Origin of the sequence: Segatella copri, assembly GCF_051861805.1 — a bacterium.
Classification (GTDB): domain Bacteria; phylum Bacteroidota; class Bacteroidia; order Bacteroidales; family Bacteroidaceae; genus Prevotella; species Prevotella copri_M.
On record NZ_CP146520.1, the window covers coordinates 3,026,998 to 3,052,353 of the forward strand.

General features: G+C 47.4%; 15 protein-coding genes. 5 read left to right on the plus strand and 10 right to left on the minus strand.

Going from position 1 to position 25,356, the window contains the following annotated elements; all coding sequences use genetic code 11:
* Nucleotides 1–43: 43 nt before the first annotated feature.
* The 3 genes from V8Z93_RS12020 to V8Z93_RS12030 all read left to right on the plus strand — a co-directional run bounded on the left by V8Z93_RS12020 (nt 44) and on the right by V8Z93_RS12030 (nt 6,518).
* Nucleotides 44–2,596 carry a transglycosylase domain-containing protein gene (locus V8Z93_RS12020; RefSeq protein WP_439431628.1) on the plus strand — a complete coding sequence of 851 codons (2,553 nt, stop codon included), beginning with the start codon at nt 44–46 and terminating at the stop codon, nt 2,594–2,596.
* Nucleotides 2,597–2,605: 9 nt separating this feature from the next.
* Nucleotides 2,606–4,342 (plus strand): AAA family ATPase, encoded by a 1,737-nt coding sequence (locus V8Z93_RS12025; RefSeq protein ID WP_439431629.1) that lies wholly within the window; start codon nt 2,606–2,608, stop codon nt 4,340–4,342.
* A gap of 910 nt (nt 4,343–5,252) precedes the next feature.
* Nucleotides 5,253–6,518 carry an IS4 family transposase gene (locus tag V8Z93_RS12030; RefSeq protein ID WP_439431386.1) on the plus strand — a complete coding sequence of 422 codons (1,266 nt, stop codon included), beginning with the start codon at nt 5,253–5,255 and terminating at the stop codon, nt 6,516–6,518.
* A 109-nt stretch (nt 6,519–6,627) separates the two neighbouring features.
* Here V8Z93_RS12030 and V8Z93_RS12035 read toward each other — a convergent pair whose 3' ends face one another.
* From V8Z93_RS12035 to V8Z93_RS12050, 4 genes are all read right to left on the minus strand, one after another.
* On the minus strand, nt 6,628–8,628 hold the full coding sequence (locus V8Z93_RS12035; protein ID WP_439431630.1) for a fimbrillin family protein: 2,001 nt from the start codon (nt 8,626–8,628) through the stop codon (nt 6,628–6,630).
* A gap of 252 nt (nt 8,629–8,880) precedes the next feature.
* Nucleotides 8,881–10,056 (minus strand): fimbrillin family protein, encoded by a 1,176-nt coding sequence (locus V8Z93_RS12040; protein ID WP_439431631.1) that lies wholly within the window; start codon nt 10,054–10,056, stop codon nt 8,881–8,883.
* A gap of 102 nt (nt 10,057–10,158) precedes the next feature.
* Nucleotides 10,159–11,157 carry a DUF5119 domain-containing protein gene (locus V8Z93_RS12045; protein WP_439431632.1) on the minus strand — a complete coding sequence of 333 codons (999 nt, stop codon included), beginning with the start codon at nt 11,155–11,157 and terminating at the stop codon, nt 10,159–10,161.
* Nucleotides 11,154–12,428, minus strand: coding sequence for a DUF3575 domain-containing protein (locus V8Z93_RS12050; RefSeq protein ID WP_439431633.1), 1,275 nt, complete (start codon nt 12,426–12,428; stop codon nt 11,154–11,156). The genes V8Z93_RS12045 and V8Z93_RS12050 overlap by 4 nt, the downstream gene beginning before the upstream one ends.
* Before the next feature lie 687 nt (nt 12,429–13,115).
* Between V8Z93_RS12050 and V8Z93_RS12055 the strand changes: the two genes are divergently transcribed.
* Complete coding sequence (locus V8Z93_RS12055) at nt 13,116–14,126, plus strand: tyrosine-type recombinase/integrase (RefSeq protein WP_439431634.1); 1,011 nt, start codon at nt 13,116–13,118, stop codon at nt 14,124–14,126.
* On the opposite strand, the gene V8Z93_RS12060 is transcribed toward V8Z93_RS12055, so the two are convergent.
* From V8Z93_RS12060 to V8Z93_RS12080, 5 genes are all read right to left on the minus strand, one after another.
* Nucleotides 14,123–16,579: a glycoside hydrolase family 95 protein gene (locus tag V8Z93_RS12060; protein WP_439431635.1), complete on the minus strand. Its 2,457-nt coding sequence runs from the start codon at nt 16,577–16,579 to the stop codon at nt 14,123–14,125. The two genes, V8Z93_RS12055 and V8Z93_RS12060, sit on opposite strands and share 4 nt — an antisense overlap.
* Nucleotides 16,580–16,763: 184 nt before the next feature.
* Entirely contained in the window at nt 16,764–19,547 is a 2,784-nt protein-coding gene (locus tag V8Z93_RS12065; protein ID WP_439431636.1) for a putative LPS assembly protein LptD, read from the minus strand.
* A 53-nt stretch (nt 19,548–19,600) separates the two neighbouring features.
* Nucleotides 19,601–20,140, minus strand: a complete 540-nt coding sequence (locus tag V8Z93_RS12070) for an HDIG domain-containing metalloprotein (RefSeq protein ID WP_439431637.1) — start codon at nt 20,138–20,140, stop codon at nt 19,601–19,603.
* An 11-nt stretch (nt 20,141–20,151) separates the two neighbouring features.
* On the minus strand, nt 20,152–21,927 hold the full coding sequence (locus V8Z93_RS12075) for an oxaloacetate decarboxylase (protein ID WP_217762769.1): 1,776 nt from the start codon (nt 21,925–21,927) through the stop codon (nt 20,152–20,154).
* Nucleotides 21,928–22,153: 226 nt separating this feature from the next.
* Nucleotides 22,154–23,002, minus strand: coding sequence for a hypothetical protein (locus tag V8Z93_RS12080; protein WP_439431638.1), 849 nt, complete (start codon nt 23,000–23,002; stop codon nt 22,154–22,156).
* 221 nt (nt 23,003–23,223) lie between these two features.
* Here V8Z93_RS12080 and V8Z93_RS12085 point away from each other — a divergent pair, with 221 nt between their 5' ends.
* Entirely contained in the window at nt 23,224–24,510 is a 1,287-nt protein-coding gene (locus V8Z93_RS12085) for a hypothetical protein (RefSeq protein ID WP_439431639.1), read from the plus strand.
* Nucleotides 24,511–24,592: 82 nt separating this feature from the next.
* Here the strand turns inward: V8Z93_RS12085 and V8Z93_RS12090 are convergent, their stop codons facing one another.
* On the minus strand, nt 24,593–25,318 hold the full coding sequence (locus tag V8Z93_RS12090; RefSeq protein ID WP_439432854.1) for an HAD family hydrolase: 726 nt from the start codon (nt 25,316–25,318) through the stop codon (nt 24,593–24,595).
* Between the last annotated feature and the right edge of the window lie 38 nt (nt 25,319–25,356).

Genomic DNA, 25,356 nt, shown 5'->3' on the forward strand with positions numbered 1-25,356 from the left:
ATTATTATTGTACCTTTGCACCGACAAAAACAGATAAACGATTATGAATAAAGTCAAGACTATCTTTGCCTGGATATGGCATAAGTTTCGCACCAGTTGGACTTGGTACAAGAGTTTGTACCAGGGAAGGGCTTGGTACACCAAGACGGTTGTCGCCTTGGCTAGCTGTATCGTAGCCTTTATCCTATACTTGGGTGCAGTAGATATCAACTTTCTGTGGCTCTTCGGTAAGTCACCTGGTTATTTTTCGGGTATTCTGAACCCGCAGACTTCGGAGGCTTCCCTGATTTACAGTGCCGATGGCAAGCTCATCGGTAAGTATTTCAACGAGAACCGTACTCCTGTGGAATACGAAGACGTGAACCCTGCCTTCTTCAAGGCACTGGTAGACACCGAGGATGAGCGCTTCTACAAGCACATCGGTATCGACCCTATCGGCGTGTTCGCTGCTGCCAAGGATGCACTGCTGCATCATAGCGGGCGTGGTGCCTCTACCATCACCCAGCAGTTGGCAAAGAACATGTTCCGTGTCCGTTCGCAATACTCCACTGGTTTGCTCGGCAAGGTGCCAGTGCTCCGCCTGCTCATCATCAAGAGCAAGGAGTGGATCATCGCCGTAAAACTGGAGACGGTTTTCTCCAAGAAGGAAATCATCACCATGTATGCCAACACCGTGGATTTCGGTAGTAACTCTTACGGTATCAAGACTGCCGCCAAGACTTACTTCAATACCACTCCTAAGGAGTTGACCACCGACCAGGCTGCCGTACTCGTGGGTATGCTGAAGGCTACCACCTATTACAATCCACGTACCAATCCGGAGAACAGTCTGGCACGCCGCAACACCGTATTATATAATATGGTGACACACGGCGATCTGTCACATGCAGAATACGACCAGCTGAAGACGGAGCCTATCAAGCTCGACTTCAAGGTAGAGGAAAACTACGACGGACAGGCGAAGTACTTCCGTGAGGCTGTGGCCAACTACCTGAAAGACTGGTGCAAGGACGAGGGTTACGACCTCTACACCAGCGGCTTGAAGATATACACCACCATCGATACCCGCATGCAGAAGTATGCCGAGGATGCTGCCCGCAAGCAGATGAAGCAGGTGCAGCAGAACTTCAATAATCACTGGAGCATCCGCCGCACGCAGGCAGGAAAGGGCAATTGGCTGGGTCAGGAACCTTGGCAGGACGAGAACCACCAGGTGATTCCTAACTTTATTCAGGGCATCGCCGAGCGCCAGCCATTCTACAAGGCATTGCTGGCACGCTTCCCTAACGATCCAGACTCCGTGAACTACTATTATAAGGAGTGGGTTCACCCTGTGAAGGTGTTCGATTACGACAAGGGAAGCATTACCATCAACATGACTTCAGAGGATAGTATCAAGTATATGACCACCTTCATGCACAGTGCTTTCGTGGCTATGGAGCCACAGACAGGAGCCGTAAAGGCATGGGTGGGCGACATTGATTTCGACCACTGGAAGTATGACAAGGTAACAGCCGAGCGCCAGCCGGGTTCTACCTTCAAGCTCTTTGTCTATACCGAGGCGATGAACCAGGGACTCACTCCTTGCGACAAGCGCCGCGATGAATATATCTCGATGGAGGTTTATGACAAGAAGAAGCACGAGATGACCACCTGGAGACCATCCAATGCCAGCGGTTCGTTCTCGGGCGACAGCATCCCGCTGAAGAGTGCCTTTGCCAAGAGTATCAACTCCGTGGCTGTGCGCCTGGGTCAGGAAATGGGCATCAAGCGCATCATCGAGACCGCCAAGAAGATGGGTATCGACAGTCCGCTGGATGACACACCAGCCCTTGCCTTGGGTTCCAGCGATGTGAACCTGCTGGAGATGGCCTGTGCCTACAGTACCATTGCAAACAATGGTAAGCACCACGACCCAGTATTGGTAACCAAGATTGTGGACCACGACGGAAAGGTGGTATATGAAGGTCCTTCTACAGAAGAGCAGGTGATTCCTTACAAGAGTGCCTTCCTGATGCAGCAGTTGCTGCAGGGCGGTATGAAGGAGCCGGGCGGTACATCGCAGAGCCTTTGGGGCTATGTGGGCAACTACCGTGACACTGAATTCGGTGGAAAGACGGGTACAACCAACAACCACTCAGATGCCTGGTTCATGTGTGTAAGTCCTAAACTGGTGGTTGGTGCCTGGGTAGGTGGCGAATACCGCTGTCTGCACTTCCGCACCGGAGCCTTGGGACAGGGTGCCAGAACAGCATTGCCTATATGCGGTTACTTCCTGCAATCCGTATTTGGCGACCCAGCCTTCAAGGAGTACCACGCCAAGTTTGACAAGCCGCAGGATGCCGACATCACGCAAGATATGTATATCTGCGCAAGCTATGCACCAAAACCTAAGGTAGATACCACTCGTGTAGACAGCACCGCCTTCAACGAGGAAATCATCCTCGATGAGAATGGCAACCCTGTTATCAAGGAAGTTCCAGTGAACAAGACCGAGGGAGCAACCCCTACCCCAAGTTCCGGAACAACAGAAGAAAAGAAAGAGAAGAAGAAGGCTAAGCCAACAGAGCAGCCTATCAACTTCGATGATCTCTAATATTTTAACATGATTGATCTCGACAATGCGGAGTTGCAGAACGCACTCCAAATCATACAGTTTACCCGTCGTTCGCTTTTCCTCACCGGAAAGGCGGGGACGGGTAAATCCACTTTTCTGCGATACATCGCAGCCAATACCAAGAAGAAACACATCGTCTTGGCGCCTACGGGCATCGCTGCCATCAATGCCGGTGGCAGTACCCTGCATAGTTTCTTCAAGTTACCCTTCCATCCGCTGCTGCCCAACGACAGCATGTATTCCGTGCGCAATATCCGGAATACGCTGAAGTATAATTCTGAGAAAATCAAGATTATCCGCGAAGTGGAACTCATCATCATCGATGAGATCAGTATGGTGCGTGCCGACATCATCGATTTCATCGACAAGGTGCTGCGTGTGTATTGCCGCAACATGAGGGAGCCGTTCGGAGGAAAGCAGCTTCTGCTTGTGGGTGACATCTACCAGCTAGAACCTGTGGTAAGGGAGGACGACCGCAGACTGCTGAATCCTTTCTACCGCAGCAGTTTCTTCTTCGATGCCAAGATATTCCAGCAGTTCCAGCTCGTGAGCATCGAACTCACCAAGGTGTATCGACAGAGCGACCCCGTATTCATCAGTATTCTCGACCATATCCGAACCAGTCAGGCGCAGACGAAAGACCTGCAGCTGCTTAACCAGCGGGTGGGTGCCCAACTCGACGAGAGTGATTCCAAGCTTGCCATCACCCTCTCTACCCGCCGCGACACCGTGGATTACATCAACGAGAACCAGCTCAAGCTCCTGCCGGGCGAGCCAACCCTCTTCCGTGGCAACATCCAGGGCGAGTTTCCGGAAAGCAGTCTGCCTACCCCTATCGAACTATATCTGAAGACGGGAGCACAGATTATCTTCATCAAGAACGATATCGAACACCAGTGGGTAAACGGCACGCTGGGCACCATCATCGGTTTTGATGATGAGGATGATGCCAAGATATATGTACGCACGGAAAATGGACTAGACGTGATGGTGGAGCCTGCAGCCTGGAGCAACATGCGCTATCATTTCAACGAAGTAGAGAAGAAGATTGAGGAGGAGGAGATTGGCAGATACGAGCAATACCCTATCCGACTTGCCTGGGCGATTACCGTTCACAAGAGTCAGGGCTTGACTTTCAACCAGGTGAAGATTGATTTTACGGGTGGTGTCTTTGCAGGTGGTCAGACTTACGTGGCTTTGTCGAGATGCACCAGTCTGGAGGGAATCAGTTTGCAGGAGCCTATCCGTCAGAGCGAGATATTCGTCCGCAACGAGGTGAAGCAGTTTGCCCGCCAGTATAACAACCAGAATACCATCAACACGGCATTGACGCAGAGCAAGGCAGACAGGCAGTATCACGATGCCGTAAAAGCGTATGACAAGGGTGACATGCAAGCCGCCCTGGATAATTTCTTCCTAGCCATCCACAGCCGTTACGACATAGAGCATCCGCTAGCCAAGCGATTCATCCGCAAGAAGCTGAACAAGGTGAATGAGTTGCAGGCAGAGAACGAACGGTTGAGAGAAGTAATCAAGCAGAAGGATGAAGAAAAGAAGAAGCAGGAGAAATTCCTGAAGCGCTTAGCCACGGAGTATGTGATTATGGGTAAAGAGTGCGAAAAGGAGGGTATGAAAGAAGCGGCTATCACCAATTACAAGAAGGCGCTGACGCTTTATCCGAGCCATCCGGAGGCAAAGAGAAGGCTGAAGCATCTGAAGGACTAGTTAGCCCTTCGCAGCTTTTATCATAGAGTCTTTTTTATTTTCCATTAAGGCTAGAAATATTTTCCCTTAAGGCTAGAAATATTTAGCCTTAAGGGAAAATATTTTTTTCCTTAAGACTAAATAATAATACTTCATTTATCATTATAATGTCCTTCTACGTAGTTTTTATAGTAAATACACCTTGAAAATAACTAAAATAGCAGTAAATGATTAAAAACAGCCCCCAGCCTACTTTCTCAAGCGGGCTGGGGACTTATACGTTCATGGGATTTTGCCGTGCGGCGGATTCCATGATTGTATTTATAATGCTATAAAAAACAGCACTCCGCTTCACAGCGTCGGGCTGACGATTCATAAATAAAAGTAAAAGTTCTAGGGGGCTCACGCCCGCTGAAACAATTTAAACTATATATTTTTTATACGATATTATATTGTTGCGGCAAAGGCGCCCCGGCGGGCGACATAAATTCCGCCGAGGCGCAGCATACGCGTGCGCAAACACATGTAATCTTCTTCCGATCTTACCCCGAGGGCGAATCTGGTGCCCTCGGGATGTGCATTTATTACGTTGCTAAGTTATATTTCCTTTTCGACGGATGATGCATAGGGCTGTCTTCCGCTAGGCGTCCCGACGGATATGCTATCCGTCGTAAAAAAGGTTCGACCTATTAAGCCGGGGGATTTGCAATCCCCTATCCCATCGATATGCTGGCAACAGCCTGGTTGCTGGGGATTGCAAATCCCCAGAGCATAAAGAGGTTAGGTCATTTTTTAACGGCGGATTGCAAATCATAAGTGGTTAATAGATTTTTTAACATCTATAACCACTTAATAATCAGTTATTTATTTGCGTATTTCAATTATTTTTTGTACCTTTGTAGGTAGATAAAAACAATAGAAAATAGCAAATATGAGCAAAATAAAGGTACATGCATGGGATATTCTTAGAATGATTCCAGATGAAGAAATCGCAAAAATAGCAAAAGACACGAAGGTGGATTATTGCGCCAAGGTATTAACCGGTGAGCGCCTTTTCTACCTTCTTGTCTTTGCCTTCTTATCTGCCGACCATGTTAGTCAAAGAAGACTTGAGTCAATCTTCAATAATCCTACGTATAAAACTTTGTTCAATGTAGCATTGGATGCTACCGTAACACACGGATCCATATCTACCCGTTTGGCTAATGTAAATCTCGACTTCTTTGAGAAGGCTTTTGATTTATTATATAACCGTCTGTCTCAGCTATATACAGAAAAAGAATTGCAGGCCAAAAACATAGTTCGCATAGATAGTTCCATGGTGGCAGAAACCTGTAACAAGCTGAAGAAAGGATTTACTGTTGGTAAAAAAGCATCAAATAAAACAGAACGCAAACAAATAAAGTATACAGTAGCTTATGATGGCTTTTCTGCTAAACTTGCTGAAGTATTTTCTAAACCAGAATATCTTAGCGAAGACATAGCTATGCCGGCTGTTGTGCAAGAACTGATTAAGTATGACCCAGAACATAACAATCTATACGTTCTTGACAGGGGATTCTGTGCTCTTAAGAATTATGAATTGGTAGAAGATGCAAAGGCTAAGTTTGTAGGACGAATTAAAACTAACCGCAAAATGCAGGTTATAGAAAGCCTTATGACAGAAAACACCAACACTGATTTAGGAAAATTGGAGTTGGTGGATGACCTTGTTGTGTTCCTATATGACAGAGAAAAAAAAGATTTTTCAAATACAAAGTATAGAGTGATAAAGGCTAAATTCAAAACGCCTCGTGATACTACTCGTCCAAATAATAAGGGTAAGGTAAAGCGTGTAGAAAATGAAGTGTTTTTTATAACTAACGACTTTGATATGACTCCACAAGAAATTGCGTTCTGTTACAAAAAGCGCTGGGACATAGAGGTTTACTTTAAGTTTTTAAAGCAGAATTTGAATTTTTCTCATTTTCTGTCTACTAATGAGAATGGCATAAAAGTCATTCTCTACATGACTATTATTACCTCTATGCTGGTTATGATATACAAAAAGGAAAATGAGCTCGGTTTTTCTATTGCGAAATTTAACTTTTACCTTGAAATGCAAGAATGGGTTGGGGCGTTGTTAGTGGTTATTAATGGTGGGGATTTGAGTAAGACTCCATTCAGGCATGTTACTATAAGAAGTAGGATTCCTTAAAAAAGGAAATCCTACTTTATAGAGCAACATGCCTAAAATAATCTTTCAACCACTTATGATTGCAAATCCGCCGGGACGCCTAACGGAGGACAGGACATATCCGGCGCTACTAGTAGTACCGATTATACATCTCTGCACGTACACCAGCTATGGTTGTAGCACTAATAGCGCGCATTTGTAACGAACTAGTATATCTATTATACTGAATATACATCCCATCAGTAGAGAAGCCTGTGCGTCCTGCTGCTTGGCCTTGAATCACCCAAAACTCACCAGAGCCACCATCTCCGCTTGTCCAATACCAATCCGCTCTTTGTGTTGGTTCACCGTAGATTGGATTATAACCAGGACTATACCTAGATTCCATCAGAGTCAATAAACCAAGCGCTCTTTGCAACATATTTGCATCCCAAAAACAGTAAGGAAGTCCCCATCTTCCTTTTCCCAAGTAAGGATGGTTTTCATCTACTTCATTATATTCAGCTGCCAATTGCCTTGCTACATACTGATTATAACTGCCAATATCTTTTCGAGACATTAATACATAAATACTACTATTATAATTACCATAGACATCCCTATCGTATATATAGTTCGGTGGAAACATAGTGCCTTTCCAAATAGTATACCATGTATTATCATCGGTTCCGGGATAATATTTTATTACCTCCCCTTGACGATAAGGATCAGATGGCATCCTCATTGGGGTACTGCCCTTTACCTGCATCTGCACCACAAACTCTGTAGAGTTTTGCTTGGCTTTAGCAGGATTTCCATAATTATTCAAGACAGGAGATCTGAAACCTTCGGAAGTTTTCGTTACGGATAAATCGTAATAAGGGGTATTCTGTGTTCGCCCTATCTCATCAAAAGAACCATCTGCGTTTTTATACGCAAAGCGGAGTTTAATAGTACTTACAGTTGCAGGACAGCTGAAATCCACTGTGAACGGATCACCGTTAGCACTGATATTATGCGAAGTATACGGATGCCCATTAGGACCATTTATCCCCTTGAAAAAAGTAATCTCCGCTGATATTATACCAGACAAACTGATGCTATAAGTATATGTATTACCAGCCTCCCATTTGTTTTTTGCTTGTTCAGCTGCCGTAGCATCTTGCAGGGCGCCTGTCAGCGTAACCTTCGCACCCTTTTCATCTTCCACAACCACCTCTGCCATTGCATTATCAGGCAAAGTCTGCGGCATCATGAAGAAGGTCTGGTCTTCTTTTGTAATGGCTTTATCTGTATCATTTTCCTTCACTTCTTTTGTGGTTGCCTGAGTGAAATCTCCAGTCTCGTTTGCTAAATTCGACCAGGTAAATTGAACCTCCCCTTTATCATCGGTGGTTACGGCTAAATCACCTTTATATTTCACGCCCTTCAAAGCAACAGAGGTTACCTTGGTACCGGTAGGCAAATCGCCCACCACGAACTTCACGGCAGCGAGCGAATGCTTGAAATCTAAGGATGTTGCTTTGCCATCTGCCGGTTCTGACGCATTCTTATTGACAGCAAACATCAGGTCTTCCTGCTTAGATACATCTGAGGGTACAATATATGAAATGGAAGAAAAATCTTCCTTGTTTAATGTCATGCCGGCAGGGATGCCGTTTTTGCCTTCTGCTGAGTTGTATGGATACCAGGCATAGAAGTCGAGCGATTTTCCGTTGAGCCAAAAATAATCTGTTTGCGGCTTCCATGAATCAGCAGACTTCTTGATTTCTACATGATCCATATATTTCTGGCTGCCCATGAATGCTGTGACTCCGAATGAACTCATGCCATCGGCATTTGTTATCTGCGTGCCACGGGTGAAGGTTGGGTTATCGGTAGGGAAACCTTCTGTTACCTCGCTTGTGAGATAAACTGTTTTTCCGTTGAGTTTTCCCTCCATTTCCACGGGTTCACCCATCTGTTGTGCCTGAGGTGACATCCATGCGCTTCTTGATCCATTGATGTCACTCCATCCACCGTTTGCTTTCGCATTGACGCTGAAAGTCACGAGTCGGTTGCCCTTGCCGTCGGCATAATTGTCGTCGTTGCAAGCGCAGAGTGTCGCCAAAGCTATGAGCGACAAGCCTATCAGTTTATTTTTATTGCTCATATCGTATGTTTCTTTTAATTATCTTTTGATAGATTGGCTTGCTGCAGTGATTCGCTTTCTGAACATGACGTAAAGGATGCGAGTACACTGAGTGCCAATAAACTGCTTTTATAAGTTTTCTTCATCATAATGGTTTCTTTCTATTGTTTTACGCCAATGGGGGTTAAAGGAATTGGAGAATTCCGAGGCTCCATAAGAGGGGGAAATTCTCCAATTCCTTGAATTTGATTTTATTGTGAATGTAATGGGAGATTATGGCTTAACTGCACCAGTGCTACCATCAGCTTCTACTACTTTTTCATCCCATGGTTTTACGTTCACCTTGAACTTAATAACCTCACCAAAGATATTATCACCCTTGATTGGATCCTTTCCCTCACCTGGCTTTACATAATCCTTACCAGGCTCATTAGGATCAACAGGATCTACCTTACCGCAACCTGCAGACAAGTTAAGTTTGTAAATATACTTATTACCTGGAGCCCAGGTAGCAGTTGTAGAACCTGCATCAACAGGAATAGCAACTGCAGCCCAACCACACTGATTAGGATCAGTAGCACCGGCAGGATATGTGTAAACATCCTTAGTATTCCTTACGCTGAGCAAAAGGGAAATGTAAACACCTCCATCGAATGGAACTGCATTTTCTCCTTCAACAACCTTTTGACCATTCCATGGGCGCAAAGACTGAGGAATCAACATTGCACCACCACATTCTGCAGTCAAGTCTGTAGGTGTCTGAGTTTTTTGAAGTGTGACTGCGTTTTTGAAAATATAGTCATAGGTAACAACTGCACCATGATTAGTCCAAGCATGGCTACCCTTATTTGCAGTTGTAAACTTATAATCTCCAGATCCAGCAACTTTAGCAATACGAATACCGCGAATGGTATATATAAGATTTGAATTATTGTTGAAAGCTTCAATCTTAATCTGAGAGAGTGCATGCTGCAAATTCATCTCTACTCCATCTGTAGAATGGTTTTCTTCTGCACCATCAGCAGCGCCAATAATCAAGTCCTTCTGTTCTACAATATTTGTTGATGGTGTTACACTAGTAAAGGTAACCTCATCTTTATTGAATGATGAAGTTGCAGACCAATCTGTTTTAACTGGAGAAATAGCAATAAATTTGTATGTTCTACCAGTCTCCCAAAGATGTTCATCACCGCTTTTATCATAGAAGTACTGTCCACTTCCTCCATTGCCAAAGAGTACGTCCTCAAAAGATGCGCCTTGAGTCTTATAGAAAGCACTAACCCACATCTGTGTGAGGTTATCCTGTGTCAACTCTGCACCACGGCTGTTCAAGCCTACACTAGTACGGAAGGTAATGCTAGCACTCTTCGCAACATCTGTGGTCTCCTCAGAAGAGCAAGAAGACAGGGCGATGGCAGCTGCGGCCATCATGTAAAACGCTTTTTTCATAATTAATACTTTTTAAAAATTAATACTTTGTTTTTATTTCATTAATGATAGAGAATATCCTTGTTATGATAGATTCCTATGACAAGGGAAATTCCAAATTTTCTACATCTTTATATCTATGTAAATCTCGTTCCATTTGCTTACGCTCGGCTGAAGACCGCCTTCCGTTCCGGGATTCGGCTTCGGCAACGGGAGCTTGTCAAGCTCAATCTTGATGTGCGTCTCGTCCTTCTGCTCCGGGTCGTGAATCTGGTCGGTGACGTCGTCCTCGTAATACCAGTTGCTGCCGTCGTTGAGCTGGGCGTAGACCATCAGGATGTGCTTGTTGGGCTGGATGGGACAATGACCGAAGACATTCACGCTGCCTGTTACCTTGGAATTGGCAACATCCACAGTTACCGGGAATGGGATGGTTACCTTTTCTGAGGATAACTCGTCGATGCCGGCAAACCAGCCGCCGGAAAGACCTGAGATGCTGGCGCTCATCGCCTTCACTCCTCTCAGATTCTGCACGTTCTTGATTTCTACCGAACAGTGCTTCACTCTCGCCTTCGGCTTCAGCGTGATGAACGATTTCTCTCCGTTGGTCTTTATCACCAGGCGCTCGGCATGGGCACTCCAGAGCATTTCGGGCTCTGACATTACCCTCTCCTTGCTGCCATCGGTGGCTCTCGGTGCCGACTGCGCCATGCTTGCCAGGAGGCCCTGGAGTACTCGCGTTTCTGCCGAGGTTACCTCGAAGGTCTTGCGGGTTTCCTTGCCGTTGATGCGGTGGGTTTCCTTGTCGCTGTTTACGCAGATGGCATCGTAGGTGCCGGCAGCTACGGAGATGCATCCTCCGTTGCGGTCGGTGAACTCATATCGCTGCGGTGCTCCGCCGTTTTCCGGATAGAGATAGAGACTCATGGTGGAAGGGTTGGCGTCGGGGGCTTCGCTCCAGTCGAAGGTTACCTCTACGTTCTGGCGATGCGGATGGTCGTAGCAGAGATCCTTGTGCTCGCACGAGGTGAGGAATTCTATCAGGAGGATGAGGAATGCCATGCATGCCAGTAGCTTGAGGAAGAGATACCACATCTGTTTATGATAATAGCCTTTTGTCATTTCTTACCTCCTTTCTTTTTATTGATGTTTCCTTTGCCGAGCAGCCATACCAGGGAGATTTCTGCCTGGGTTGGGCCTAGCCACTTTCGCTTCTTGGTTTCCTGGTAGACGTAGCATCCATCCCTCGGCACGTAGGTTTTGTAATTGGAATGGAGGTAGCCTATTCCCAGGGCGAAGTCGAGGTTGAGGCGGTTGGCTATCGGGTGGGAGTAGCCGTATTTGATGCCTGCGGCATAGGTGGCCTTGCTCTGGTAGCCCTTGGCTCCGAACTCGAAATCGTAGGTGAGGAAATCGCCGTAGATGCCGAGGTGGTGGCCCTGCAGGGGCTTGGACTTGGAGAGGGTTCCGAAATACTTTCGGATTTCCAGGCCGCCGCCGTAGATGCGCCAGTAGCGATGCTTGGCGTCTTTGCTCCACCAGGCGAACATTCCGCCTGCGCCTAGGGTCCAGCCGCTGCCGATGCTTGCTTCCAGGGATAGATTCGGAACCAGGAGGGCATCATAGAGGAGGTTGGATTTCAGGGCGAAATAGGAGGCGGCTGGGGGCGACTGGGATTCGGGGTGGACCTGCGATGGAATCGCAGGGAACGGGGGCGAGGAAGGAGACTGGGAGGCGGAGTCGGGGCGGGCTTGCTCCAGGCGGGCTTCGGCTGCTGAAGGGGTGCTTTCGGCTGCCAGGGTTTTAACCTCGCATACTACTACGGCTCCTGTTCGGAGGGTGTAGAAGTGGTTGTCGAGCATGTATTTCCATGCCTTGCCGCCATCCAGGTTTTGCAGCTGGCGCTTTCTTCCATCCACCACCTTTCCGTTGCGGGTTACCCATTCGGGGGTGTGGCGGATGATTTGGAGTGCCTTGTTTCGCCATGGGGTCTTTTCCTTGGCTATCAGGGCAGCCAGGCCTTGCCAGTCTTCTCCGGCTGAGGAAACGGTAAAGATACTGTCGGGCAGCACCAATGTTTCCTTCAGGTAGTCGCGCAGGCGTTCACCTCGGCGCTTCGCCACTCTCTTATTGAGTGCCGAATTACCTTCGGGCGATGCCGCAGAAAGGATTCTGATGTGTTGCAGTTGTACGCACGGATTGCCTTTGATGGTCTGGATTCCCTGAGTCAGTGCCTTCATGTTGGCGGCATTGTCTCTATAGGAGAGTTCCAGCAGGGAGTAGCCTGGGCGGAAATATATCGTGGTCCGCAGGCTGTCCTGTATGGAAGCGGCGTATGCGTTTGCCAACAGGGTTGTCGGCATCAACACAACCATAACTATTTTCTTTACCATATAATACCATTTTTTATACTATCACTCATTCAAGGTCAGTGGCAGGCTGTTCTTAGAACCTGTTGCCATCTCCGCATTTCTTTCGTTTTTTGCATTATACCATATAGTTGAATGATTTATAAATTAATACTTGAGTTTATACTTGTCTTCTTTATAAAAGATAGACTTGATTTCTGAATTTCTACTATTTACTATTTATGCTCTTCTATTTATTCACGTCACAGAACGATACTGCAGAAACAGTTATTCGTTAACTGTACCAAAAGCCAACTTTTACTGCGATACAGTTATTCGTTAACTTTATCTTTTGCCACAAAAGAGACAGATAACTGACCGATATTTATTGTATCAATACCCTAACTTTAACTAAAAAGCGCTTTTTTGAACATATTTGAAGAAAAATTGACACATTTTAGTTAATAAAGTGTTAAACACGTTTTGAAATGATTGTTGTTTCAGAAATCTTCCTACCTTTGCACCCGATAAAGTTAACGAATAACGGTATCACTAAATTCACGTTTTCCAGTACTTTTTCTCTTTTTTATTTGGCAGTTTGGAATTATCTCTATACCTTTGCCTTCTAAATAAACAATAAAAGCAAAAAGTTAAACTATCAATTATTCAAGAGATATGGCTATGAGTTTTTTCGGACTAAAGAATCGTTTCGCATGTATTGCAGGTTTTATAATGAATGACAAGAAGGGAATCAAACTCATTGATTTTGCCAGAAAATACGCCTTGGATAGATTGAAACCGGGACAGAAAACGTATCAGGGAAGATGCGGAAACGTGCTTACCATGGTGAAGCACCTGGAGAATTTTCAGGAGAAATACAAGAAGGAGAAATACGGGGCAGACCAGATGCTGCTGAAAGACGTGGATGTGGAATTCTGCAAGCAGTTTATCGACTATCTCTACCATGCCAACGACTTGCATCATGATATGAAGAAAAACAAGAAACTATCGGAAAGCACCATCAAGCAGAAGGTTCTGAACCTGAAATCCGTGCTGCAGGAAGCTGTAAAACTGGGCTATCTGAAGGAGAATCCATTCCAGCTTCTCCCCTCCTCTTATCATATAAAACCAGTTCAGAAGGAAAAGGCTACGCTTTCTGATGAGGAAATGAAGAAACTGGTGGCGGCACCTTGCCAGAAACCTCTGGTGAAGGAAGCCTATTGCCTGAGCTGCTTTACAGGACTTAGAGAAAGCGACATCTTCACCCTGTCTTCCGACGACATCATGGAGGAAGATGGGGTTTATTATATTCATAAAAAGATGAAGAAGACGCAGCGCATAATCCACATCCCGCTATCGAAGGAATCGGTGGAAATACTGCGAAGCATCAGAAAAAACCAAATGATAAATTCAGATACAAAAGAGGGAAATGATACAAAAGAAGGAAATGAGGGAGAATCCTTCTGCTATTTCTCCCGTCTTTCGCAGCATCATCTGAATGAACATCTAAAAAAATGGCTTGCTGATAACCAAATTACCAGCAAGCCAATCACTTTCCATTGTGCGCGCCATACCTATGCCTCTCGCCTTCTGAAGCAGGGCGTGGATATCTACACCATCTCCCAACTTCTGGGTCATAGCAGCATACAGACCACACAAAAATATCTGCATATCGGCAACAAGTGCCTGGCAGAAGCCAACAATAAAATCAGTCTGGGACTGTCCTTGCAGGCAGCCTGTTAGAACTTAACCTCGTAGGTCTTGCCCTTCTGAGTCTTCATCTTCTTCACCTTATCTCCATATCTTACCTGGCAAGGTTCGCCGGAACCTGAGAGGATGACAGCCTTGGTAAGGCGACCGTTATCCCAATAGATATCTACCGTGAAGTTACCCTTGGCACGGAGGCCCTTGATGGAACCCTTTTGCCATGCATCAGGCAGGGCTGGGAGGAGATGGATAAAGCCCATGTGACTCTGCATCAGCATCTCGGTGACACCCGCAGTGCCGCCAAAGTTACCGTCAATCTGAAATGGGGCGTGCGTATCCCAGAGATTATCCAGCGTACCGTTCTTCAACAGGTTGCCATAAAGCTTGTAGGCATGATTGCCATCGTGCAGACGAGCCCATTGGTTCAACTTCCAACCCATCGACCATCCCGTGGCACCATCGCCACGATGCTCCAACACCACCTTGGAAGCCTTCGCCAGTTCAGGAGTGGTGATAGGCGAAATGGTGCGGCCCGGATGCAAACCGAAAAGATGGTTCACATGGCGATGCTCATCCTTAGGATCATCGATATCCTTAGACCACTCCATCAACTGACCATAACGGCCTATCTGATAAGGGGCAATGTGCTTCAGGGCATCTTCCCACTGCTTGCGATCCTTGGCATCCCTGCCCAATATCTTGCTAGCCTCTACCGCATCGAGCAGAATCTCACGAATCACGGCATGAGCGAAGGTGGCACCCTCGTCTATCGGTCCGTGCTCAGGAGAGGTGGAAGGAGCCGCTGTATAGACGCCATCCTTGCGATGCCACAGATAATCCGCAGCAAAGTTGGCACTTCCCTTGATGATATCGTATGCCGTATCGCTCAGGAACTTCTTATCGCGGGTATAGTCGTAATAATCCCAGAGATGGGTAGCCAGCCATGGACCGGCGAATGGTGAAAAGTTCCACGACATATCTTCGCTTGCCAGCGGAGAGGTAAAACCGAAGATATTGCTGGATACAGATGTGGTCCAGCCACGAGTACCATAATATGACTTGGCTGTCTTCTCACCCGGCTTCACCTGTGTCTGGATGAAGTCGAAGAGCGGAAGCTCGCACTCACTCAGGTTGGTGGTGCAGGCTGGCCAGTAGTTCATCTGGAGATTGATGTTGTTATGGTAGTCAACACGCCAAGGACCATCCACATTGTTATGCCATACGCCCTGCAGGTTGGCTGGCATATTGCCAGGACGTGAAGAGGCGATGAGCAGATAGCGGCCAAACTGATAGTAGAGCTGCTCCAGATAGAAATCCTTGGCGCCCTTACGATAGTTAGCCAGGCGCTGATCGATAGGCATATCGTTGGCATGAGACGCATCATTCAGGTTCAGACTTACCCGATTGAACAGGCGACTGTAATCCTTGTAATGCTCGTCGAGCAACAGCGCATAGCCCTTGCCCTCGGCCTTGCTCACCCAGTCCTGGGTGGTGGCAAGCGGATCCACGCCCACATAGGTCTTAGGATCATTGTAATCCGGATTATTGTTTGCCTTATAATCGGTATCGGCAGAAATGAGGAATACCACCTCGTCGGCACCCTTCACGGTCAGCTTTCCGCCTTCGTTAGAGAGGCTACCGCCCTTGTTGATGGCACGGATGCGGATGGCATACTGCATATCGTTGTTATCGAGACGGGCATCCCAAAGCAAGCCGTTTCTGCCATCAGCCACCATCCTGCCCGTAGAAACAGGGTTAGGCGCATAAGAGAACACGAGATTCTGCTTGCCCGGACGGGAAGCCCTATAGCGGATAGCCATCACATTGGCAGGATAAGAGATGAAATACTCACGCTGGTATCTTACGCCATCCTTGACGAAGGAAACCGAAGCCAAGGCTGAATCAAGCGACAAGGCACGGCGATATTTCGACATGCCCACAGTGCTCAGTCCCGTCTCGATATACGCCTCGCCCATTGTGGTAAAGCTACCGAAGCGGAATGGGTCCTCGGCATAAGATTCGTAAGGCACAGGACTGTTGAAGTTCTTGCGGGTGAGCTGGGATGCCTTTTCCCAATCGTTGGCAGCGAAGGCATCTCTGATTTCCTGCATCACATGGGCAGAATTCTTGTTCACATTCCAATAATAGGCAGCTCCCTTCCTGGTGTTCGGACCGCCACGCCAGAGTGTCTTCTCATTCAACGTGATGCGCTCAGCTTCCACGGAACCCAGGATGTTGGCACCGATGCTGCCATTACCAATAGGCAACGACTTAGACTCCCAATCCGGATCGGGATTGCGGGCGGTATCACCAGCCGAGATAGGCTTCTTGTTCGTCCATTTTTCAGGATGGCCGCCATACCAGATCTGCTGTCCCTTCAGGGTGACAGGCGTGTCGAACCAATAAGATAACTGTGTCTGCTGCTGTGCTGAAGCCTGAAGCGCCCCCATCATAGCGAAAGTTAGGATAGTTGTAATTTTCTTACTCATGGTTTTATAAATTTACGTATAATGTTTATTTTCAAAATCTTCGGTACAAAAATACGATTATTATCCGAGATTACAAAATATATCATAAAAAAAACGAGGAAAACTAGCATTTTTTAAATACTAGCTGTCCTCGTTTAGTTATTACTCTGATAATTTCTCAGCATATCATTCGATTATACTCTGCTTAATACCACTGCACGGCATTAGAATAGCCGCTTCGCTTGTCATACTTCAGGGCATCCGTCAATGTGGCTGCATTGCATCGGAAGGTGAAGTTGTAGCTGGTGTATGGTGCAAGTACCACCGAACAGCTCATGTTGAAGCAGTGGAGGTCGCGCGCCAGACTGGCTGTGGTCATACTGATTTTCGAGTTATCGAAATCGTAACCAGAAGAGAAGCTGATGTTCCAGCCGTCGCTGATGCGGATGTTACCACTCATGTTCAGCGTCTGGGTGAACTTATACGGATAGCGCATCGTCTTCTCGTTGAACTTCTCACGGCGGGTATCCTCACGCATGGTGACACCATATCCGAAGGTGAGCGACCACGGCATCTTGAATGCCATGTAGCCATCCGAGTCGGTCTTAGCCTTTCCGCCTCCGCTCTTTTTGGCAGCCGTCTTACCCTTTTCGATATTATCATCCACGTTGCTCTCGATGTCGGTATCCAAGCCTTCATCGTCGTCATCCTTACGCTTGTTCTTATCGCGGTCGTCCTCATCGCTGCCGCCACCGAAGAGTTTCTTCAGTTTTTCCGGATTCAGCGTGAACGAGAAGTTCTGCGACATACCCTGGAATCGTCCGAATCGACCTTTGCCCCACTCTGTGTGGTTACCCACATACACGTTGCCTTTATCGTCCATCTCGTATGCGTATGTAGCGAACACGGCATTCATATTGAATGTATAGTTCTTCCACCACTTCAGGCGCAGGTTGATGTTCATATCACTCCAAGGGCGCACCTTGGCTGCGGTGTTATAGCTCATGTTGATGTCGAACGCATCAATGAGACTCACCTTCTTCAAGCTGTCGTTCTTATCCCTCCATTTCATTTCCAGGTTGTTGCCCAGGGTAAACGAAATATTTCCGCTCTTTCCCTTGCCCGGCACACCATAGAGGGCGTTCTGATAAGGCGAATAACTTACCAGCGACACATTGCCGTCGGCATCGGTCTTCTGATAAGTATCCCAGTAGCCATAGCGGGATGCTCCGAAATCTGGCGCATAACTGAAATTCACCGTTGGGGTGATGACGTGGCGGATCCTGTCTATCCTATTGCCGAACAGCTTGCGGTTAGGAATCCAGAAGCCATAAATCTTCGTACTCATTCCCACGCTCATGTTCCAGTTATATACGTTGTGGAAGCCGTAGGTGGTATCGCACACCTCCTTTTGGGTGGTAGCATCCCACGATTTCTCCACCTTGTTGGTGTACATACGGTCGGTGAAGTTGAACGACGGCGTTACATTCAGATACTTGAAGAGGGTAAACGAAGCGCTCACCGGAATCTGATGCTGCCATCCGTTGCGCCAATCCTTGATGAGGGAACTATGCATCAGCTTATCCTCCTTGGTATTGATGCTGTTGGAAATGTGACCCGTATAGCTCATGGCTATCTTCTCGTACCATTTCTCGTCGCCCACCATCTTCTTTCTGCGGAACGGATAGAAGCGCGAGATGCTGATGTTCAGGTCGGGCAGCGTCATGGCTATCGACGAGTCGCGCATATTCTGCGAGAGGTTGGCAGTAGAGCTGAGCGACATTCCGATGCTCGAGAAGTTGGTGCTCCAGCTTACGGAAGAGGTTCTCGTACTCTGCGTCATCGTCTGCGGATTGTAGAGCGAGTTGAGGTTGTTGCGCTCGTAGCTCGATGTGGCGAAGTTGACGCTTGCCGAAAGCGAACTGAACGGATTTGCCTTCGAGTCCTGGCGATGGCTCCACTGAATCTTGAAACTCTCCTGCTCAGTGAAGTCAGGCATGCCCTTATCACCATTCTTGGTATCCTGATAGCTGAAGTAGAACGAGCCGGAATACTTGTATCGCTTGCGATAGTTGCTGGCTGCCGAGATACCCCAGGAACCCTTAGTGTAGATTTCACCTAACAGTTTCAAATCCCATTTATCATTCATGGCGAAGTAATATCCGCCATCACGCAGATAGAAGCCTCGTGCCGTTTCGTCGCCATAGGTAGGCATGATGAAACCGCTGCTGTAGCTCTTGGTGAACGGGAAAAATCCGTATGGGATGGCAAGCGGCATAGGCACATCGCAAACCACGAGATAGGCTGGTCCGAAGACCACGTCCTTGCCCGGTCGCATCTTAGCCCTGGAGAGCGAGATATAGAAATCAGGGTGCGGATCATCGCAGGTGGTATATCTGCCATGCTGCAGATAGATGACACCCGAGGAATCTCGCTTCGACTTCATACCCGTGAGGAATCCATCCTGCTGCTCAGTATATACATTATTAATAAGGGCCTTCTTGCTCTTGAAGTTGAACTTGATGGTATCGGTGTCGTAAGTATCACTGCCCATCTTGAAGACAGGTTTACCCTTCACGCCACCCTCCTCCGTAGAGTCGGCGGTACCGCTCGCCCTGACGTTGCTCTTGTCCAAATCCATTGAGATGCGGTCGGAGGTGAGATCCATGTTCTCGTACTTCACGTTCGAGTTGCCATAGAGATGCGCCACCTTGCTGTGGGCATCATACACCAGCGAGTCGTCGGCCTGATAATTGACAGGTGCGTCGATGCCGCCCGACTTCTTTCGATTGATACTATCGAGCCGGATGCTGTCATCCACCACCTTATTGTGTTTCCATATAGCCTTCTGCAGGGAATCCATCTTCGTGGTATCGCTGGCGGCATCATCCTCCAGGGAATCGACGACGGCAGGCATACCCGGGTTTGCCACCATCATGGTAGCGATGGAGGCAAGCAACAGAACAGCTATGGTTGATTGTTTTCTCATTCAGAAAAATATTAGAGTTTCATAAACCCAATAAAACTTCAGAAAATTATATTCTACTTTTCAAACATCCGCTCCCACTGTTGGAAGCGCTTTACTCCTTCCTCGCCAAACTTAGCGAGACTTTTCTCTACCTTTTCTATACTCTTTTCCTTGTCGAGATGAGTCTTGCTGAAGAATTTATCAGCATAGCAGATTACCTTCTCCTCCATGGTTTCAGGCAGAAAATCCTGGTGAGGCAGAGGCAGTTGCTGCTTCTCTATCTGCTCTTTGGTGATGCCTGCACCTGTGTGGCGCTCGCATACCCGAGCATGACGCTCATACCCTTCCTTACGCAGGATTTCCGCTCCCAGTCTTCCGTGGCAGATGTATGGCTGCGAGCCAAAACACTGGATGCCAGGTGCATCTGTGAGGAAGATTCCCAAGTCGTGAAGCATGGCTGCTTCCTCGATAAACTGTGCGTCGAGCTGCAATTCGGGATGATACGAAACAATCTGTAGCGCTTTTCGCGCTACAGATTGACTATGTGTGATGAGGATATGACGAAGCTCATTATCCTCAGGATAATACTTATCAATAATTGCTTGATAATTCATAAATTTAATGTTTACTCAGCGTTTCGCTCAATGTAAGCGATGACGTCACCCTTGCGGATCTTGCTGCCCTGCTTGGCATTGATTTCTACGAGCTTACCACCCAAAGCGGCAGGAACAGTCTCAAACTCACCCCATGGAGTGAGGATGTAGCAGAAGGCATCACCTTCGTTGTACTCCTTGCCAATGAATGGCTCTACAGCTGGCTGGCACTCGCCCTCGCCCTGGAACTCCCAGAAAATCTGACCGGCTACTGGTGATACGATGGCATCAGCCTTGGCGTGCTTGAACTCAGCGAGCTGAGCAGGAGTCAAGGTGCTGCCGAGCTTAGCATCCTTTGCCTTCTGGAGGTCAGCCAGGAAGTTCTTCTTAGCCTGACCGCTCTTGAAGTTGCGATACTGCTCTGGGTGCATAGCGAGCTCGAAGAGTTCCTCGTCGTCCTGACCATACTCCCAACCATTCTCGTCCATCTCCTTCTTGAAGTCGTCGAGTGCATTAGTAAGCAATGTGTGAGCATCTACATCTGTGAACTCACGGCCCTGCTTCTTGGCAAGCTCTACGAGTTCCGGATCAATCTCTCCAGGAATCTTACCACTCTTACCGAGAATCATACCCCACATAGAATCGTCCATCATTACGAAGCGGCCCTTGCCCTGCTCCATGGTGAGGAGGTTCATCAATGAGATGTTCTTTACATACTGGCTGAATGGTGTTACCAATGGAGGGTAACCTACGCGTGGCCATACATACTCTACCTCGTCGAAGAGCTTGATCAGGAGGTCGTCCATAGACAACTCTTCCTCACCCTTCTTCTTGCGGATGTTGTTGATGGTCTGGCGCATACCGCCGAGATCTGCCATCATAGAACCCATCATACCACCAGGGAGACCGCAACCGAGCAACAATGAAGACATAATCTTATTGCCTGGGTTGATGAAGTAGCCCAACCACTCGTCGATGAACTCCTGAGTCATGGCACGAGCCTTCATGTAAGCGCTCATGTTGATTTCAGGTACCTCGAAGCCCTCGTTCTTCAGCATGCTGATAACAGAGATGACATCTGGGTGAACCTTACCCCATGACAATGGCTCGATGGCTGTATCGATGATGTCGGCACCATTGTTGCAGACCTCGAGGATAGAAGCCATAGAGAGACCAGGACCTGAGTGACCGTGGTACTGGATGATAATCTCAGGATACTTGTCCTTGATCATCTTGGTGAGCTTACCGAGGAATGCAGGCTGACCGATACCAGCCATATCCTTCAAGCAGATTTCCTCTGCACCGGCAGCGATGAGCTGGTCGGCGATGTTCATATAATATTCGAGAGTATGAACAGGAGAATTGGTGATACAGAGCGCACACTGTGGAGTCATGCCACCCTCCTTAGCCCACTTGATAGAAGGAATGATGTTGCGCACATCGTTCAAGCCATCGAAGATACGGGTGATGTTGGTACCCTGCTTAGCCTTTACCTTGTACATGAGGGCACGTACATCGTCTGGCACAGGGTACATACGAAGAGCGTTCAATCCACGGTCGAGCATGTGAGTCTTAATGCCCACCTCATTGAAAGGCTTGCAGAAAGCACGTACTGCATCGTTAGGGTTCTCACCTGCCAAAAGGTTTACCTGCTCGAAAGCACCACCATTGGTCTCAACACGGCTGAAGCAACCCATTTCGATGATAACTGGGGCAATCTTAGCCAACTGATCTTTGCGTGGCTGGAACTTACCAGAACTCTGCCACATGTCTCGATAAACGAGACTGAACTGAATTTTCTTCTTCATTCTTATTCTTAAATTTCTTATATTCCTATTATATATAATAAGGTATAGGACTTGTCTTGCCTCTGAAGCCAAAGCCATCATATTCTCTTCTGAAAACTATCAGAAAGCTTATTGAAAGCCATCAGAAAGCCCAGACATTCCATACCAAGGTGCAAAATTAGACAAAAAAATCGAGAAATCGGTCTAATCTCCTTTTTTTTTAATTTTATTATGTAATCTTCTTACTTTATCTCAACTCTCGCTTCAACTTTTCGCTGAGTTTGGCAGCCGCCGCATCCGCCTTGGCATTCACGGTGCGGGCATCCTTGCTACGCTTGTAGCCAGTCACCACACCGGCACTGTTGCGCAGAGCCAGGGAATCGCCCTTCATATAGACAAAGGAGAGGGTATCGTAGGTGGTCTTCTCGTTAACCACCATCTCTCCCAACTCCCTTCTGCCTTTCACCAGAATCAGCTTGCCGTTATAAGGATGCCATTCCGTATAGAAAGGTACTTCCGGATATTCCACTGGGCTATCATCCTCCACACCGGCATTTGCCATCACATGACCCACGGAGAGCGCCTCACTCATGCGCTTCAGAGTGAAGCCATACTGGCGTGGCACCATATAATTCTCTACGATGCTATCGGGCATATTGGCAAGAATGCGCGCCTGCTGGCGCTTCGACAGATGCGAAACATCACGCAGTCGAGGCATCACGGGATAAGTCCAGGTGGCCTTCAGCTTGTCGAGGTCTATCACCATATCCGCCCCATTGCGGTCGTTCTTGCCGGTGCAAGGCATCACGCAGATCCAATCGCCTATTTCAATGTCGCCAAACACCTGATGGTTTCTGCTGGCATCCAGGATATTGTATCTCACGGGGTCGCCGCCGCCATTGGGCAGCAGCACCACGGCAGTATCCGAGCAGCCCATGCAGGCAAGTCCATAGATAGCCCTGTCGCCCTTGGCAGGCTTGGAAAGGCTGATGGCAAGCTTGGAATTATCCATGCGTGGAGGGCGCTTATCACCCCTATGGCACGCAGCCAGCGCCAGCACAGCCAGCGCCATCGCCCCCCATGTCTTGATTTTCATTGTCATATCACTCATTAATCTAGCTAATTTTTTCTGCAAAACTACTATAAATATTTGAAAGAGCCAAATCATCAAGCCCAAAAATGAAGAAAACACGGCAATTATGCTAAAAAAAACGGCTCGAAATTTTGTATTGTCTGTAATTCTCCGTAACTTTGCAGCCGTTTTCGGAAATTCAATTCCGCAATTCAGTAAAATAGGATAATACATAAAAAACAGATATGACAAATAATACGAACAAGCACACCTTGCCTGTCTGGACTGAGGTGGAATACACAGCATTATGTAAGAACCCTTACTTATCCTCTCCTTTCTTTATCCCTAAGGAGTCGAAGGTTTTTCTCTGCCGTGAAGACGGCAGTAAGGAGGAACAGCGAATGATTTTCCTCGTCTTCAAATCGGTTTCCGCTGCCGAAGAGGACGAATGGGAAGATGACCCAATGCCGGGTCTGATTCAGGTGAAACCACTTGAGGACGACGATACGGAGGTTTACGAACCAGCCACCGTGGTCTATCTGGGTCAGGACATCGACGACTTCATCCAGGTGACAGCCGAGGATGACAGCACCATCACCTTCGACATCTATTGGCGTCATGGCGACGTGAAGGTGGAAAAGGCAGAGAAGACCGACGACGGATTTGTATGCAAGAAGGAAGACTTCGGCGACGAGGGTCTACGCCTGACGCTGATTCCTGAAGAAGGTAATCCTTTCACCATGAACATCCAGATTCCTTATATCGGTTTCTCTCTCTATGATGCAGACAACAACAAGGTGCACGAGGAGATTGAGATTCCTCACGACCAGGTGGATAATTACCGTTATGAGTTCGTGGGCGATGACAACAACGACCGCTTCACCTTGCAACTTGACGAGAACAAGTTGGTATATCTCTGCGTATTGCGCCACGAGGATGCCCAGCTGGTGGTACGCGACCAGCGCCAGCGCCTTGCCGTGGTTGACCAGATTCCATCAGAGGGAAAGTTGAGCGAGCTGATGATGAATGCTCACTCTGCACTTATCAAGAACAAGAACTACCGTTGGCGCATCAATATTGCAGGCAGTTCTATTGCCCGCGAGGCAGAAATGGAGATCAATCCGGAAAGTCTGGTAAGCTTCATCAAGGAGCAGATGGCTAAGGGCATTGACATGGATACCCTGGGACAGCAGCTCATTGCCATGGAGCAGAAGTATCTGTTCCAGTGGTTCTGGCTGAAAGACAGCGACTGGAGTCACGACGACCCTATGTTCGACATGTTCATGAACCAGCTTGTAGCCTTCTCGTTCGTTACTCAGAAGCCAATACAGGGCGACCAGTTGCAGGCTCGCAACAACAAGCGCAAGATTAAGCGTTGCGCCAAGCTCATCAAGGCTCATCAGAAGGGTGAAATCAGCCTCTGGGATGAGGAAGAGGAGCAGCGCAAGGAGATTCTGCATCTCTTCAGCACCTTCCACAGTCCATTCGTTGAGACTTTGGAATCACTGAAAGATGAAGAAGGAGAAGAATAAAAGTATTATATGAGTATTTTATAAGGGTTTTATAAGACCCTTATAAAATATCGAGTTATAAGATATCAAATTAGATATCGAGTTATAAGATATCGAGAAGTTCCTCGAATCTTGAAATACGACGGAGCTTGGGATGTTCAAATTCCTCTGTCTTTTCATGCGCCCATGTGGTATGAAAAGGGATATGGACAGCCGAAGCTCCGATTTTTAATGCCGGAGCAATATCGCTTTTGAAGCTGTTGCCCACCATCACGAGTTCAGCAGGACTCACTTCCAACTCCCTGCAAAGGCGGCGATAAGCCTCGGGAGTCTTATCGCTCACGATGCTCACCACATCGAAATAACGCTGCAACCCCGAACGCCACAACTTGTTTTCCTGGTCCATCAACTCACCTTTAGTAAAAACAGCAAGCTTGTATTTCAAGGACGCATTTCCTGCATTTTGTATGAATCTATCCTTCAGACAGGCTATCGTCTTCTCTACGCCCTCCAATGGTTTGGCATCAAGATGCAGCAGACTCTTGCCCAAATCCACTATCTGGGCAATGACGTTTGCCTCTACCTTTCCATGGCTCACCTTCACGGCATTCTCCACCAGCGAGATGGTGAACGCTTTGCAGCCGTAACCCAAGTCGGGCATATTCTTACTCTCCGTTTCCAGGAGGGCAGCAGAAATTTCCTTCTCGTTTCCATACTCCGAAAGCAGATCGCAATACTCATGTTCCACTTCCTCGAAGTAGTTTTGCAAAGCCCACAACGTATCATCGGCATCAAAAGCTATCGCTTTGATATGTTCAAATTGTTTCATCATATTCTTTTTTTTCTTTTCTAATATTATCGGAAAAT